Consider the following 15887-nt stretch of genomic DNA (forward strand, 5'->3'; position numbering starts at 1 on the left):
CTCCTCCCGACTCCTCCCCAGTCTTCACACCTGTTATGGAGGATGTTGCCGGTTGTTTCCTTGCCCATAGTGGTCGCCGGGGTCTGTCTGCCAAGTGGGTGGGCAAGGATAAGCAAGCTGAGAGGAAAAGCATCATGGCGAGCGTCGCGTTACGCAATGTCACCAAAGCCTGGGGCGAGACGGTGGTATCGAAGAATATTGATCTCGATATCCGCGAAGGAGAGTTCGTGGTTTTTGTCGGTCCTTCTGGCTGTGGAAAATCAACGCTGCTGCGCATGATTGCAGGGCTGGAAACCATCACCAGCGGTGAGCTGCTGATCGGTAATAAACGAATGAATGAGGTGCCGCCAGCAGAGCGCGGCATTGGCATGGTGTTTCAATCTTATGCGCTTTATCCCCACCTTTCAGTGGAGGAGAACATGTCATTCGGCTTGAAGCTGGCGGGTATGAAGAAAGCTGAGATTCACCAGCGCGTTAATCAGGTGGCGGAAGTGCTGCAATTGGCACATCTGCTGGATCGCCGCCCTAAAGCGCTTTCCGGCGGGCAACGTCAGCGCGTCGCCATTGGCCGAACGCTGGTGGCTGAACCGCGCGTGTTTCTGCTAGATGAGCCTCTTTCCAACCTCGATGCGGCGCTGCGCGTGCAAATGCGCATTGAGATATCGCGTCTGCATAAGCGCCTGAAACGCACCATGATTTACGTCACCCACGATCAGACCGAAGCGATGACGCTGGCTGACAAGATCGTGGTACTGGATGCCGGCGTAGTGGCGCAAATCGGCAAGCCCCTTGAGCTGTATCACTATCCCGCCAACCGCTTTGTGGCCGGTTTTATCGGCTCGCCAAAAATGAATTTCTTGCCCGTCAAAGTCACCGCCACCGCGATTGATCAGGTGCAGGTCAGGTTGCCCAATCAGCAGTTGGTCTGGCTGCCGGTTGACAGCGCAGGCGTGCAGGTTGGCAGCAACATGTCGTTAGGCATACGTCCAGAACATCTGCTTCCCAGCGATATCGCTGACGTCACCCTTGAAGGTGAAGTTCAGGTGGTCGAGCAACTGGGGCATGAAACGCAAATCCACATCCAAATTCCCGCCATTCGTCAAAACCTGGTTTACCGCCAGGAGGACGTCGTGCTGGTAGAAGAGGGCGCCACATTAGGTATCGGCCTGCCGCCAGAGCGCTGCCACCTGTTCCGTGAAGATGGAAGCGCCTGTCGCAGGCTGCATCAAGAGCTTGGTGTGTAACCCCAAAACAAGAAAAGCAATGACCTCAGGAGATAGAAAATGTTAACTCTGCGCAAACTTCCCATCGCTGTTGCCGTCGCGGTGGGTACGCTCTCTGCACCAACGATGGCGGTAGATTTTACCGGCTACGCGCGTTCCGGCATCGGCTGGACGGGCAGCGGTGGTGAACAACAATGTTTTCAGGCGACCGGTGCACAAAGTAAATATCGTCTGGGTAACGAATGTGAAACCTATGCTGAACTGAAACTGGGGCAAGAAGTATGGAAAGAGGGCGATAAAAGCTTCTACTTCGATACCAATGTTGCCTATTCCGTTTCTCAGCAAAACGACTGGGAAGCGACGTCTCCCGCCTTCCGTGAAGCCAATGTGAAGGGTAAAAACCTGATCGAAGCGTTGCCGGGTTCAACCATCTGGGCCGGTAAGCGTTTCTATCAGCGTCATGACGTTCACATGATCGACTTCTACTACTGGGATATTTCAGGTCCCGGTGCCGGCCTGGAAGATGTTGATTTAGGCTTCGGTAAGCTCTCGTTTGCTGCTACGCGTTCATCCGAAGCGGGCGGTTCCTATACATTCTCTAACGATCAGATTCGTGATTATGCCACCAGCACCGCGAATGACGTGTTTGATATGCGTCTGGCCGGACTGGAAACCAACCCAGATGGCGTGCTTGAGTTAGGTGTTGATTACGGTCGTGCCAACGCCCGTGACGGTTATCGACTGGAAGACGGTGCGTCGAAAGATGGTTGGATGTTCACGGCTGAACATACCCAAAGCATGATGAAGGGCTACAACAAATTCGTGCTGCAGTACGCTACGGATGCGCTGACCTCTCAAGGCAAAGGCTTGCCGCAGGGCAGCAACATCAACAACAACGGCAACATGTATCGCATCCTCGATCACGGGGCGATCACCCTGGCTGACCGCTGGGATCTGATGTACGTCGCCATGTATCAGAACACCGATCTCGACAACAATCGCGGAACCGAGTGGTACACCGTGGGTGTGCGCCCAATGTACAAATGGACGCCAATCATGAGCACCTTGCTGGAACTGGGCTACGACAATGTGAAGTCGCAGGAAGTCAGCGAACGCAACGGCCAATACAAAGTCACGCTGGCTCAACAGTGGCAGGCGGGTGACAGCATTTGGTCACGTCCTGCACTGCGCCTGTTTGCAACCTACGCAAAATGGGATGAGAAGTGGGGCTACAGCAAAGACTCTGCAGGCGATCTGACCTCATTTGCCTCGGCTGACAGCACCGGTAACGGTTTGCTGACCAGTAGCCGTGGCGACAACGATGAGTGGTCATTCGGCGCGCAGATGGAAATTTGGTGGTAAGAGATTTCACGCTAAAAAGAGGCGAAAGGCAGCGATAAGCGCCGCTTTTCGCCTCTGCTATGTCAATTTGGTCGCGGCACGCTATTGCCTGGCTAACGCCGCTGCCTGACAGTCTTTTTGAGGTAACCATAATGAAAATGACAAAAACGCTGGTCGCGTTCTGCCTGAGCGCTGCGCTCCTGGCGGGACAAAGCTTCACGGCTCACGCTGATATCAATCTGGTGCCGCAGGATCTCTCTGCTGCACCCACGCTCTCTGCTCAAAGTATCCAGTCACTGACCTGGCAACCTGTCGATCCTTCACGCACGCAAATCACAACGCTTGCGAACAGCGGCCAGCGCTTGAATGACGCGGAGTTGGCCGGCCCGGTTGTGGCATACAGCCTGCCCGCCAATATCGGCGAACTGACCCTGACGTTGACAAGTGAAGTAGAGAAGAATCAGGTCTTTGCGCCTAACGTGTTGGTACTGGATGAGAACATGCGGCCCGCTGCGTGGTTTCCCAGCCGCTTCTTTACCTATCAGCAGCCGGGCGTCATGTCCGCCGATCGACTGGAAGGCGTGATGAAGCTGACGCCTGCGCTGGGTCAGCAAAAAATCTATTTGCTGGTTTTCACTACCGAAAAAGATCTAACCCAAACCACTACGATGATCGATCCCGCTAAAGCCTACGCGAAAGGAACGGGAAATGCGGTGCCTGATATTCCCGATCCGATTGCTCACCATAGCCGCGAAGGGACGCTCAAGCTCAAAGTGAAAACCAGTGCAGGTTCATCCATTTTGGTTGGGCCGCTGTTTGGCTCATCGGGTCCGGGACCGGTAACGGTCGGCAACTCGCCAGCGGTCGCGCCTGCGGCGTATACCGCTGCGCCCGCGCCAACACCTGCGGCTAAGCGTGAACCGATCATGAATGATACTGAAGGTTATTTTAATCAGAGTATTAAACAGGCCGTCGACAGCGGCAACATTGATAAAGCGCTGAAGCTGCTGGATGAGGCGGAACGTTTAGGTTCAACCTCTGCGCGCAAAGTTTTTATCAGCAGTGTAAAAGGCAAGGGGTGAAGTTACCCCGACAAGGCTGAATTTGCTCCATCTGGTGCGCTTCGGCGCACCCTTTTAAAACCTATTTCACTGCATTGAAAAAACCTCACCGCTAAGCAGTGAGGTTTTTTTGTGTTTTATTTTTGACGTCGGCGACCATCGAGATCGCGCAGCAACGTGGTGATCTCTGGATCACTGAATATCTGTTCCAGCGATGCGCTTAGCTTGCGCCGCCAGTTAGGATATTCGTTACACGTGCCGGGAACGTTGACCGGTGCGGCCATATCCAGCCAGTCTTCGGGCTGCAATCCCAGCAAGGCGCTGTTGCTGTCAGCCAGATAACGCTGCATAGCACGATTCAGGGATTTACCCATTAAGGTGCGCTGCGCCTGACGCCCGGCGCGTTTTGGCAGGCTACCGGTGCGATGCAGGCTGTGTAATAACGCCTGCTTAGCGGCCAGCCGTTGCTGATAAAGCCCCGCCAGGATCAGTTTATCGGGATAAAGCCCCAGTTGATTACCTAAGGTTAAATCGTCGCTTTGCCACCAACCGCGCAGTGTGGGCAGATCGTGTGTGGTGGCGACAGCCATTGCCTGGCGTGGCCAGTTTGCTGGCGCACGAAAACTTTGTGCGTTCGCCTGCTCAAAATAGAGCACCTTGTAGGAGTACACGCCACCCTCACGCAGCTTTTCGACGATGGCTTCGGGCACCGTGCCGAGATCTTCACCAATCACCATGCATTGATGGCGTTGGCTTTCCAGCGCAAGGATAGCCAGCAAATCGTCGATAGGGTAATTGACGTAAGCGCCATGCGCAGCGCTTTGTCCTACGGGGATCCACCACAATCGCAGCAGCGCCATCACATGATCGATACGCAACGCTCCGCAGTCGCGCATATTAGCGCGCAACAGCGCAATCCAAGGGTCAAAGGCGCGTGCCCGCATGATCTGCGGATCCATCGGTGGTAACCCCCAATTCTGACCCAGCGGCCCAAGAATGTCAGGTGGTGCGCCAACGCTCGCCTGAAGGCAGTAGAGATCACGTTCGCTCCATGTTTCTGCTCCGCCTTGCGCGACGCCAACCGCTAAATCACGGTAAAGCCCGATCGGCATCGCCTGCTGCTGACAAACCTGCCAGCACGCCGCGAATTGCTGAGCCGCCAGCCACTGTAGCCAGAGATAAAAGCGCACCTCGTCGGCGTGCTGTTGCGCGTAAGCGCGTACCGCGGGGTTGTCGGGATGCTGTAACGCCTCAGGCCAGGTTGGCCAGTCTCCGCTTGCAGGATTTTCTGCACGTTGTTTGGCGTGCAACGCATCAAACAAGGCTTGATGCCGCAGGCTTTCACCGCCTTCGTCGATGAATGCCGCAAAGGCTTTCACGTTATCGTCGTTAAGCGCGCGCAGTTTGAATTGCTGCCACGCCAAACGCAACGCAGCCAGTTTCAACTGTGTCACAGCGGTATAGTCGACGTCCTGACATTCACGCGCTGCGGTGAGTGCCTGCTGCGTAGCCGCTGACAACCACCACGCTTGCGCTTGCGGTGAGTGTTGGAAATCGGGCAATGCTGCCACGTCGATATAGAGCATGTTGAGCCAGCGTCGCGACGAAGGGCTATAAGGGCTGGCGCTTTCAGGATCTGCCGGAAAAAGAGCGTGAATTGGGTTGAGGCCGATAAAGGCCCCACCGCGCGGGGCCAAGTCTTGCAACATCCGTTGCAGATCACCAAAGTCGCCTATGCCCCAGTTATCATCTGAGCGCAGCGTGTAGAGCTGAACGCAAGCGCCCCACAACGACTTGCCAGCCACCAGCGCGGGCGGCTCATAACAGCGTGACGGTGTCACAATAATACGGCAGCGGCGGGTCTCATCTTTTTGTATCAAGGTAAATTCGTGATATCCCATGGACAGCGCGGGCAAACGGAGCGGCTGATTCCCATGACAACGACCAGACCAGTGCTCGCCTGCTTCGCTCACTAATTGCCACTGCGCCTCTGAATCGATGATCGGGTGCAGAATCAGCGGCTCACCGTCGCGGAAAATCGTGACCGGGGAAGCGAGGTCGCTAGCGCTGTTGGCGGTTGCATCATCGCCAGCAAACGCTGGCGGGTCACTAGTGGGATCGCCTGCGGCTGGCCATGTGCATTAATGAACTCGCTCGCAATAACGGCCTCAGCAAAGCCATCAAGATGGTTTTTCGGTTTCATAGCGATCCTCAGCGTGATGCTTGCCAGATACGATGCTGATAATCGCGGATAGCGCGATCGGAACTGAACATGCCACAGCGTGCGGTGTTAAGAATCGCCGCACGCGTCCAGGCATCTTGATCGCTCCAGAGCGCTTCTGCCTGGGCTTGTGCCTCCAGATACGCACGGAAATCAGCCAGTACCAGATAAGGATCGCCGCCTTTGGGGCCGATGCTGTGCAACAGCGACTCAAACGCTTCGGTATCGCCGTTGCTGAAGGTGCCGTTCTCCAGCGCTTTTAGCACCTGATCAAGCTGTTTGTCTTTTTTGCGCCACGTCTGCGGTGCATAGCCCGCTGCCTTCAGCGCACTGACTTGTTCTACGGTGTGACCAAAGATAAAGATATTGTCGCTGCCGACCTGTTCGGCAATCTCAACGTTTGCGCCGTCCAGCGTACCGATAGTCAAGGCGCCGTTTAAGGCCAGCTTCATATTGCCGGTGCCTGACGCTTCTTTACCGGCCGTTGAAATTTGCTCGGAAAGATCGGCGGCAGGGATCAGTCGCTCAGCCACCGAAACGTTGTAATCGGGGATAAATACCACTTTCAGGCGGTCGCCAACGCGTGGATCGTTGTTAACCGTCTCCGCCACTTTATTGATGGCATAGATGATATTTTTAGCCAGATAGTAGCCCGGTGCCGCTTTCGCACCAAACAACACCACGCGAGGAACCCGGTTAGCCTGCGGATCGCTGACGATGGTTTGCCACAGCGCAATAATATGCAGCAGTGTCAGATGCTGGCGCTTGTATTCATGCAGGCGTTTGATCTGGACATCGAACATGGCATTGGGATCGACATGAATGCTGGTACGTGCGGCTATCCAACGCGCCAGTTCTTCTTTATTTTGCTGCTTAATCGCGCGGTATTCAGCGCGGAACGCCGCATCGTCGGCGTAATTCTCCAGCGCTTTCAGCGCATCAAGATCGTTGATCCACGGTTTCTGCAGCGTTTTGTCGATAAGCGCCGAGAGCGCAGGGTTGCACTGATTGATCCAACGACGCGGCGTAATGCCATTGGTGACGTTGTGAAACTTCTGTGGCCAAAGCTGGTGGTATTCCGGGAAGAGATCCTGCACCACCAGTTTAGAGTGCAACGCAGCTACGCCATTCACCGCAAAACCGCCGGTGACGCAAAGATTCGCCATACGCAACTGGTTGTTATGTACCAGCGCCAGCTTGGCCCATTTTGCTTCATCGCCTGGCCATTGAGCGTCAACTTGCTGTTTTAACTGCGCATTGAGCGTATTGATGATCATCATGTGGCGCGGCAACAGGCTGCGCACCATGCGTACATCCCAGCACTCTAGCGCTTCTGGCATTAAGGTATGGTTGGTATAGGCGAAGGTGCGCTGGGTGATTTTCAAGGCTTGATCCCAGCTCAGTTGATGTTCATCAAGCAGCAGGCGCAGCAGTTCAGGAATCGCTAAAGTTGGATGTGTGTCATTGAGTTGAATCACTTCATAGTCGGGTAGCGTTTCAATGGTGCGTCCTGCCTGATGGTGGCGGCGCAAAATGTCTACCAACGTACAGGCGCACTGAAAATATTGCTGCATCAGACGCAATTTCTTGCCGGCCTGATGATTGTCATTAGGGTAAAGCACCTTGGTCAGTTTCTCTGCATCAATGCCTTGCTGCTCGGCCCGCAGAAAATCGCCGTCGTTGAAACGGCTGAGGTCAAAAGGTTGAGCATGTTTTGCCTGCCAAAGACGCAGCGGCTGGGTGACACCGTTTTGATAGCCAACAACCGGCAGATCCCAGGCTTCACCTAACAGTTGATACGCAGGTTGCCAGCGTGATTCGCCATTTTCTTTGATGATCTTGCCACCCAAACCGACCTGAACATTCAGCGCAGCGTTGTGGTTGAACCAAGGGTAGCGATCGCGCTGCCAGTCATCGGGTGATTCATGCTGTGCGCCGTCAACAAAGCGTTGGCGAAACAGGCCGTATTGATAGTTAAGCCCATAGCCGATAGCGGGTTGGCCTACGGTTGCCATTGAGTCAAGGAAACAGGCGGCAAGTCGGCCCAGGCCGCCGTTACCCAAGGCGGGATCGGTTTCACGTTCCAGAATATCGCTGAGCGTGACATCAAAAGTGGAAAGGACGTCATTCACCCCGTTATACCAGCCGAGGTTCAGCAGATTATTGCCGGTCAAACGCCCAATCAGAAACTCCATCGAAAGGTAATTTACGTGGTGCTGCGGGGCAGACGTTGGCGCTGTTACGGCAGGTTGTTCCGCCACACTCTCTGCGAGCGCGCCGCTAAGGGCTTGCCACCATTGCGAGCGCGTCATTTCGCGGGCATCGCGTAAACCAAAGCGTTGCCACTGACGTGTCAGGGCATTCGTGAAGCTGGAGGGATCAAATTGATGCTGTGTCATGGCTAGGTTGTCCTGTCAGAGCGGTAGGTCAGAATGCGTACCAGTTTGCCCGTCCAGCTTGTACCCATCCTCCTCCTCCTCAGAATTACGCAGGGAGGATGAGCAGGGTGGAGAAAGCTAAGGCTTATCTGAAACCGGCGCAGGAGTGTGATTAACCCCACTTTTGTAAAGATCAGTTAATCGGTCTGCTTGCATTCAGTACCCGAATGTTTGAACGTGTGAGGATTAATTACGAAGCGTAAAAAAATGATGCGTTAATCCTTCCTGGAGTTGTATACGCCAATGTTAATACCCTCAAAACTGAGTCGGCCCGTGCGCCTCGAAAGCACCGTGATACGTGAACGCCTACTACAAAAACTCACGGCAGCCGGTAATTATCGTCTGGTGTTAGTCACCAGCCCGGCAGGCTATGGTAAAACGACACTTGTATCACAATGGGCAGCCGGCAAAACGCATCTCGGCTGGTATTCACTGGACGAGGGCGATAATCAGGCAGAACGCTTTGCCGATTACTTGATTGCCGCCTTACAGCAGGCAAGCAATGGCGGCTGTCCACGCAGCGAGGCCCTTGCTCAGAAGCGGCAGTATGTCAATCTCAATGCGTTGTTTTCGCAGCTGTTTATTGAGCTGGCGGAGTGGCAACAGCCGCTGTGGCTGATCGTCGATGATTACCATCTCATCACGAACAGTGCGATCCATGACGCGATGCGTTTCTTCTTGCGTCATCAGCCAGAAAATCTCACGTTAATTTTGCTGTCACGTAATCTGCCACAGCTTGGCATTGCCAATCTGCGCGTGCGCGAGCAGTTAATTGAATTGGGCAGCCAGCAGTTGGCGTTTACCCATCAGGAAGCGAAACAGTTTTTTGATTGTCGGTTGCCCTCACCGCTGGAAACCGAAGAGAGCGGTCGCTTGTGCGATGACGTCGCGGGCTGGGCCACAGCTTTACAGCTTATTGCGTTATCTGCACGCCAGGGTGCGAGTTCAGCGCAGCACTCGGCGCGCCGTCTTTCAGGAATTAATGCCAGCCATCTCGCCGATTATCTGGTTGAAGAGGTGCTGGATAATGTCGATCTGCCTACACGTAACTTCTTGTTAAAAAGCGCCTTGCTGCGTTCAATGAATGATGTGCTTATCGCGTGTGTGACACGCGAAGAGAATGGCCAGATGCGGCTGGAAGAGATTGAGCGTCAGGGGCTGTTTTTGCAACGGATGGACGATTCCGGCAGTTGGTTTAGCTATCATCCGCTGTTCGGCAGTTTTCTGCGTCAGCGTTGCGAATGGGAACTGGCTGCCGAACTGCCTGCGATTCATCGTGCGGCGGCGGAAAGCTGGATGGCGCAAGGCTTTCCCGGTGAAGCGATTCATCATGCGCTGGCTTCTGGCGATGCCAGCATGCTGCGCGACGTGTTATTGGAACACGCCTGGACGTTGTTCAATCAGAGCGAACTGGCGCTACTTGAAACCTCACTCAAGGCGCTGCCGTGGGAGATGACGCTTGAGAACCCGAAGCTGCTGCTGCTGCAAGCCTGGTTGATGCAGAGCCAGCACCGTTTTTCTGAAGTAAACAGTTTGCTGGCACGCTTCGAACACGCCTCCAGCTGCGAAATTGATGAAGCGCTGCGCGGCGAATTTAACGCGCTGCGCGCGCAGGTCGCAATCAATGATGGCGATACGGATGAAGCCGAGCGCCTGGCGAGAGTGGCGCTTGAAACCCTGCCGGCTACGCGCCACTACAGTCGCATTGTGGCGACATCTGTGCACGGTGAAGTGATGCACTGCAAAGGCGATCTGGTGAATTCACTTAAGCTGATGCGCCAAACGGAACAGATGGCGCGCCGCGATGAAGCCTGGCATTACGCGCTGTGGAGCCTAATCCAGCAAAGCGAGATCCTCTTTGCTCAAGGATTTTTGCAAGCGGCTTATGAAACCCAAGAAAGGGCCTTTGTACTGGTGAGCGAACAGCATCTTGCTCAGTTCCCGTTACATGAATTTTTGCTGCGCATTCGTGCACAATTGCTCTGGGCGTGGGGACGGCTTGATGAGGCGGAGCACGCCGCGCGCGAAGGCATCAAGGTGTTAACCGGTTATCAGCCGCAGCAGCAAATCCAATGCCTTGGCCTGTTGGTTCAATGCTCTTTAGCGCGCGGTAATCTGGATAATGCACGCAGCTACCTTAACCGACTTGAGAATTTGCTTAACAACGGCAGCTGGCACAGCGACTGGATCGCTAACGCTGACAAAGTACGCGTGATCTACTGGCAGATGACAGGCGATGAACAAAGCGCCGCTAGCTGGATGCGGCAAACGCCAAAGCCCGCCTTTGCCAACAACCATTTCTTGCAAGGACAGTGGCGCAATATTGCGCGTGCGCAGATTCTGCTGGGGGATATGAACCAGGCCGAAGTGGTGCTTGAAGAGCTGAATGACAATGCACGTGCGCTGCGGCTGATGAGTGACATGAACCGCAACCTGCTGTTGATGAACCAGATCTATTGGCAAACCGATCGCAAAGTTGAAGCGCAGCGCACGCTGATTGAGGCGCTCCAGCTCGCGCGCAGCACCGGTTTTATCAGCCATTTTGTCATTGAAGGGGAAATGATGGCGCAGCAGCTGCGTCAGCTGATTCAGCTAAACACCCTCAATGAGCTTGATAGTCATCGTGCCCGTCGGATCCTGCTGGAAATTAATAAATATCATCGTCACAAATTCGCCCATTTTGATGAAAGCTTTATCAGCCGTTTGCTCAATCATCCTGACGTGCCTGAATTGATTCGCACCAGCCCCTTAACCCAGCGTGAATGGCAGGTATTGGGGCTGATTTATTCAGGTTATAGCAACGATCAGATTGCCGGAGAACTGGCGGTAGCGGCGACAACGATCAAAACCCATATTCGTAATTTGTATCAGAAACTGGGGTCACGCATCGCGCTGAGGCGATGAACCGTGCGCAGTCGCTGTTGAGGATGATGGGCTACGTTTAGCCTGACTGAGACGATTTTGTGCCGGCGATATAAGGCGAATCTCCTTCTTGCCAATCGGTGTAATAATGCGGTCAGTTATTCACCGATTAAACAATCCTGCTTCTAAGGATTATTTCTATATAAAGCTGATTTTACGTCTGTTATTAAGCGCAAGCGGCAGAAAAGTAAAAGCCGTAATAGTGCTTTTTTAAGCGGAAATATCACAAGGCTTTGCAGGATAAAAAAGACAAATAATTCTGTCAGAATAACTGCGCGTTTTTTTGAGTGCGTTTTTTGTTATTTTACGCGCTAATTTATTTTTATAGTTCGAGGATACGGTGAATACTCAATCACTCCAAAATAATCTTATTGAGGATAAATCAGTAGATTATGTACCTGAATCGGAACGTCATGGTAAACCCCGTAGCCTGTTTACGCTTTGGTTTTGTACTAACATCGCGCCCCTGGCGATTGTCAGTGGTGCTATTGCAACAGAAACGTTTCATCTTAATGTTATTGCAGCATTAACGGCGATTATCGCGGGTCATATGTTCGGCGGTTTGTTTCTGGCGCTGACATCCGCTCAGGGCCCGAAAGTCGGCATTCCCCAGATGGTACAAAGCCGGGCGCAGTTTGGACGTTACGGCTCGCTGTTAATGATATGTTTCACGACAGTGATATATTTGGGTTTTTTCATCTCAAATATATCGCTCTCTGGCAAGGTGATTAATAACGTCATTCCGACGATTCCGGTTACTCTCGCGACAATTATTGGTGCCATTTTGGCAACCTTTATCGGCATGGTGGGATACCATTTTATTCATAAGATAAACAAAATTGGTGCCTGGGTAATGGGCGCGGCGCTGATTGTCGGTCTGATATTGATGATGTTGCAACCCTTGCCAGCTGATTTCTGGGAACGCGGCAGTATCAGTGCGGCGGGCTGGTTCGGCACCTTCTGTATCGGTGCGGTTTGGCAGATTAGCTTTTCACCCTATACCTCAGATTACTCACGTTACCTGCCAGCCAATGTTGGCATTGCGAAGCCCTTCATCGCCACCTACTTAGGCGCGTGCGGCGGGACTATTCTGGCGTTTGTGTTTGGCATGATGGCGGTGAATATTGCGCCAACCAGCGATGCCATGATGTCTGTACGCCATGCTACTGGCTGGTTAGGGCCAGTTTTAATGGTGCTGTTTCTGATTAATATCATCTGCCACAACTCCATGAATTTATATGGCGCGGTGCTTTCGCTGATAACTGCAGTGCAAACCTTTCGCCCCAAATGGTCCCCCGGCGCATCCGTGCGCATGATATTTTCTGCCTCGCTGTTAATTGGCGGTGTGCTGGTGGCGTTGGGTGCTTCAGATAACTTCGTGGCACTCTTTATTAACGTTATTCTGGCGTTGATTTCAGTATTAATCCCGTGGAGCGTGATTAACCTAATCGACTTCTATTATGTTAATAAGCAGCATTATCATATTCCGTCTATTTTTCGTGCTGATGGTGGACGCTACGGCTTAGTGAATACGCAAGCATTGGTAGTTTATTTCTGCGGGATTATTGTGCAGGTGCCTTTTGTAGAGAATGCCTTTTTCTCCGGTCCTTATGCGAAGTTGGTTCCCGGCGCCAATATTTCGTGGATTATCGGTTTAGTGATTACCAGCATGCTTTATCCATTGGCGCATCGTAAGCCCAATGCCGTGCAGAAAGAGGCACGAAGCAGTTAATCAATAAGGCATTTACTCTTTGATTAACCGTGATTAAAAAGGCGAGACAGAAAGCGTGTCTCGCCTTTTTTATTGTATAAGCAGAGGCTTTTTCTTGGTATATCTGCTGCCCATTATCTAAGCTGTTGTTTGAATAACAGTGCGCACATCATCCTTTACAGGAGTAAAGTGTCAACGGTGTAAAACGCTATTATTGTGTTAGCGTTCGAAATGTCAGTCAGTAAATAATCGACAACGAGAGAGATATTTTCACACAATGCCATCAGGTATTTTAGCGAAAATGAATGATCTCTTTTTCCGAGAAGCCAGTAATAGCCGCAATAGCCTGAAGTGAAAGCCCCATTTTTTGAGGTTCATTACCTGGATATGTGCCTGACTGTTTGAGCACAGCACTCTGGTTGTTGCATCACGCTTTTGGCACGTTTTATTTTTATTCTGTGTGGTTGCGTTAACGTGATTTTGTAGGTTAATCAGCATAAGTCATTCCCTTTAACAGGATGATTTTTAGAATATAGCGCAGTGGTAAAGCGGCCTTATCACATTGCTATTAAAGAAAAAACCCGGGAAAGAGAGATTTCCTTTCCCGGGCTTGATTCTTAAAGCAGGTCGAAGCGATCCAGATTCATCACTTTCGTCCAGGCGGCGACGAAGTCTTTAACGAACTTCTCTTTAGCATCGCTGCTGGCATAGACTTCTGCCACTGAGCGCAGGATGGCATTGGAACCGAATACCAGGTCAGTACGCGTTGCGGTGAATTTCTCTTCGCCGCTAACACGATCGCGTCCCGTAAACAGTTCCGAAGTGACGTCGGTCGCTTTCCACTCGGTACGCATATCCAGCAGATTGACAAAGAAGTCATTGCTGAGCACGCCGGAACGGCCAGTAAACACGCCATGCTGGCTGCCATCGAAATTGGTGCCGATAGCACGCAGACCGCCCACCAGCGCCGTCAATTCCGTGGTTGTCAGCGTCAACTGCTGCGCTTTATCAATCAACAGCGCCTCAGTTGAGGTGCCATTCAATACACCACGATAGTTACGGAAACCATCAGCAGCCGGCTTCATCAGATTAAATGAATCTACATCTGTTTGATCCTGACGAGCATCAACACGACCGGCCGTGAAAGGCACGCTGATATTAACATCAGCGGCTGCCGCAGCCTGCTCAACACCCACAACACCGGCCAGCACAATGACGTCAGCCAGTGATGCTTTGCCTGAAGCTTGCTGGATTGATTCCAACACCGAAAGGGCATGTGCAACGTGCGCATTCACTTCCCATTCTCTTTGTGGAGCCAGCGCCAGGCGGGCACCATTCGCACCGCCGCGCTTGTCGCCGCCACGGAAGGTTGAAGCAGAGGCCCAGGCAACAGAAACCAGTTCACCGACAGAAAGGCCAGCATTGGCAATGTCTGTTTTCAAACGCGCAATATCTTCAGCGTTTGGCGTATGAACTGCCTGCGGCAGCGGATCCTGCCAAATCAGATCTTCTTTTGGCACTTCCGGCCCGATGTAACGCGCTTTTGGCCCCATATCTCTGTGGGTCAGCTTGTACCAGGCACGCGCAAACGACTCATTAAACGCCTGCGGATCGTTCAGGAAACGACGCGAAATCTTTTCAAACTCAGGATCGAAGCGCAGCGTCAGGTCTGTTACCAGCATGGTTGGCTTGCGTTTCTTCTCTGAATTGAAAGGATCAGGAATGATTTCATCGGCATCCACGGCTTCAAACTGAATAGCGCCAGCTGGGCTGCGTGTCTGTACCCACTCATACTTGAACAGGTTCTCAAAGAAGTAGTTGCTCCATTGCGTTGGCGTTTGCGTCCACGCAACTTCCAGACCCGATGTAATGGCATCTGCACCTACACCGCTGCCATGGCTATTGACCCAACCCAAGCCTTGAGCTTCAATCGGCGCGGCTTCAGGATCGTCACCAACATGGCTGGCTGCGGCTGCACCATGGGTTTTACCCAGCGTGTGGCCACCCGCGATCAGCGCAACGATTTCTTCGTCGTTCATACCCATGTTACCGAAAGTGGCGCGAATCGCTGGCGCTGCCGAAGCGGGATTGCCGCTGTTATTTGGGCCTTCCGGGTTAACGTAAATCAAGCCCATCTCGGTCGCACCTAACGGAGCCTGCGCCAGAGATTCAGGGTGACGATGTTCGAGCCAGGTTTTTTCATCACCCCAGTTCACATCCTGATCCGGTTCCCAGACATCTTCACGTCCGGCACCAAAGCCAAAGGTGCGGAAACCGGCGTTTTCCAACGCCACGTTGCCTGCCAGAATATAGAGGTCAGCCCAGGAAATTTTCTGACCATATTTCTGCTTAACTGGCCACAACAGGCGACGCGCTTTATCCAGGCTGACGTTATCTGGCCAGGAGTTTAAGGGTGCAAAGCGCTGCTGACCGCGACCGGAACCGCCACGACCATCAACGGCGCGATAAGTACCTGCACTGTGCCATGCCATGCGGATGAAAAGGCCAATATAGCTGCCCCAATCCGCAGGCCACCAGGGCTGTGAGTCGGTCAATAATGCCTTGATATCGCCTTTCAGGGCGAAATAGTCGAGTTGGCTGAACGCTTCACGATAATTGAATGTTTCGCCCAATGGATTAGAGCGATTAGAGTGTTGATTTAGCAGGTCTACCCGCAGCTGCTTTGGCCACCAGTCACGGCTCGCCGTACCCGCGCCCGCGCTTTGATCTGGCGTACTTTGATGGAAGGGGCATTTACCTGCAGCTAACGTGTTGTGTGTATCTTCTGTCGAACTCATTGTTATTCTCCGTTTCGGTTTCGTAACAAGATATAGCGGCAGATTGATAACTCCTACCTGTATTAATCTACGGATTTGATAGCCTTTACCTTTTGTTTGCGCAAAGGGGTCAAAAGGGTGAGCAAACTCACAGTGTGCTTCGTCATGACATAACCGCGCAGCAGTTAAGCAC

At 52.8% G+C, this 15887-nt stretch carries 6 protein-coding genes and 2 pseudogenes; 5 read left to right on the forward strand and 3 right to left on the reverse strand.

The genetic code is table 11. The features are described from left to right. The first annotated feature begins 134 nt into the window (after positions 1 to 134). The 3 genes from malK (at position 135) to malM (ending at position 3646) form a co-directional block, all read left to right on the forward strand. Positions 135 to 1244, forward strand: coding sequence for a maltose/maltodextrin ABC transporter ATP-binding protein MalK (gene malK, locus KQP84_RS24635; RefSeq protein WP_215848682.1), 1110 nt, complete (start codon positions 135 to 137; stop codon positions 1242 to 1244). Positions 1245 to 1283: 39 nt separating this feature from the next. Continuing rightward, positions 1284 to 2585 carry a maltoporin gene (locus KQP84_RS24640; protein WP_215848683.1) on the forward strand — a complete coding sequence of 434 codons (1302 nt, stop codon included), beginning with the start codon at positions 1284 to 1286 and terminating at the stop codon, positions 2583 to 2585. A 131-nt stretch (positions 2586 to 2716) separates the two neighbouring features. After that, complete coding sequence (malM, locus tag KQP84_RS24645; RefSeq protein WP_215848684.1) at positions 2717 to 3646, forward strand: maltose operon protein MalM; 930 nt, start codon at positions 2717 to 2719, stop codon at positions 3644 to 3646. Positions 3647 to 3762: 116 nt separating this feature from the next. Here the strand turns inward: malM and malQ are convergent. Together malQ and malP are read right to left on the reverse strand one after the other, a co-directional pair. Beyond that, positions 3763 to 5828: pseudogene (gene malQ, locus KQP84_RS24650) on the reverse strand (4-alpha-glucanotransferase). An 8-nt stretch (positions 5829 to 5836) separates the two neighbouring features. Then, positions 5837 to 8245, reverse strand: a complete 2409-nt coding sequence (malP, locus tag KQP84_RS24655) for a maltodextrin phosphorylase (RefSeq protein ID WP_215848685.1) — start codon at positions 8243 to 8245, stop codon at positions 5837 to 5839. Between the two features lie 282 nt (positions 8246 to 8527). Here malP and malT point away from each other — a divergent pair. Then, positions 8528 to 11229, forward strand: a pseudogene (malT, locus tag KQP84_RS24660) (HTH-type transcriptional regulator MalT). Positions 11230 to 11546: 317 nt separating this feature from the next. Continuing rightward, complete coding sequence (locus tag KQP84_RS24665) at positions 11547 to 12938, forward strand: purine-cytosine permease family protein (protein WP_215848686.1); 1392 nt, start codon at positions 11547 to 11549, stop codon at positions 12936 to 12938. Between the two features lie 596 nt (positions 12939 to 13534). Here the strand turns inward: KQP84_RS24665 and katG are convergent. Next, on the reverse strand, positions 13535 to 15715 hold the full coding sequence (gene katG, locus KQP84_RS24670; RefSeq protein WP_215848687.1) for a catalase/peroxidase HPI: 2181 nt from the start codon (positions 15713 to 15715) through the stop codon (positions 13535 to 13537). Between the last annotated feature and the right edge of the window lie 172 nt (positions 15716 to 15887).

Origin of the sequence: Candidatus Pantoea bituminis (assembly GCF_018842675.1) — a bacterium.
Lineage (GTDB): Bacteria > Pseudomonadota > Gammaproteobacteria > Enterobacterales > Enterobacteriaceae > Pantoea > Pantoea phytostimulans.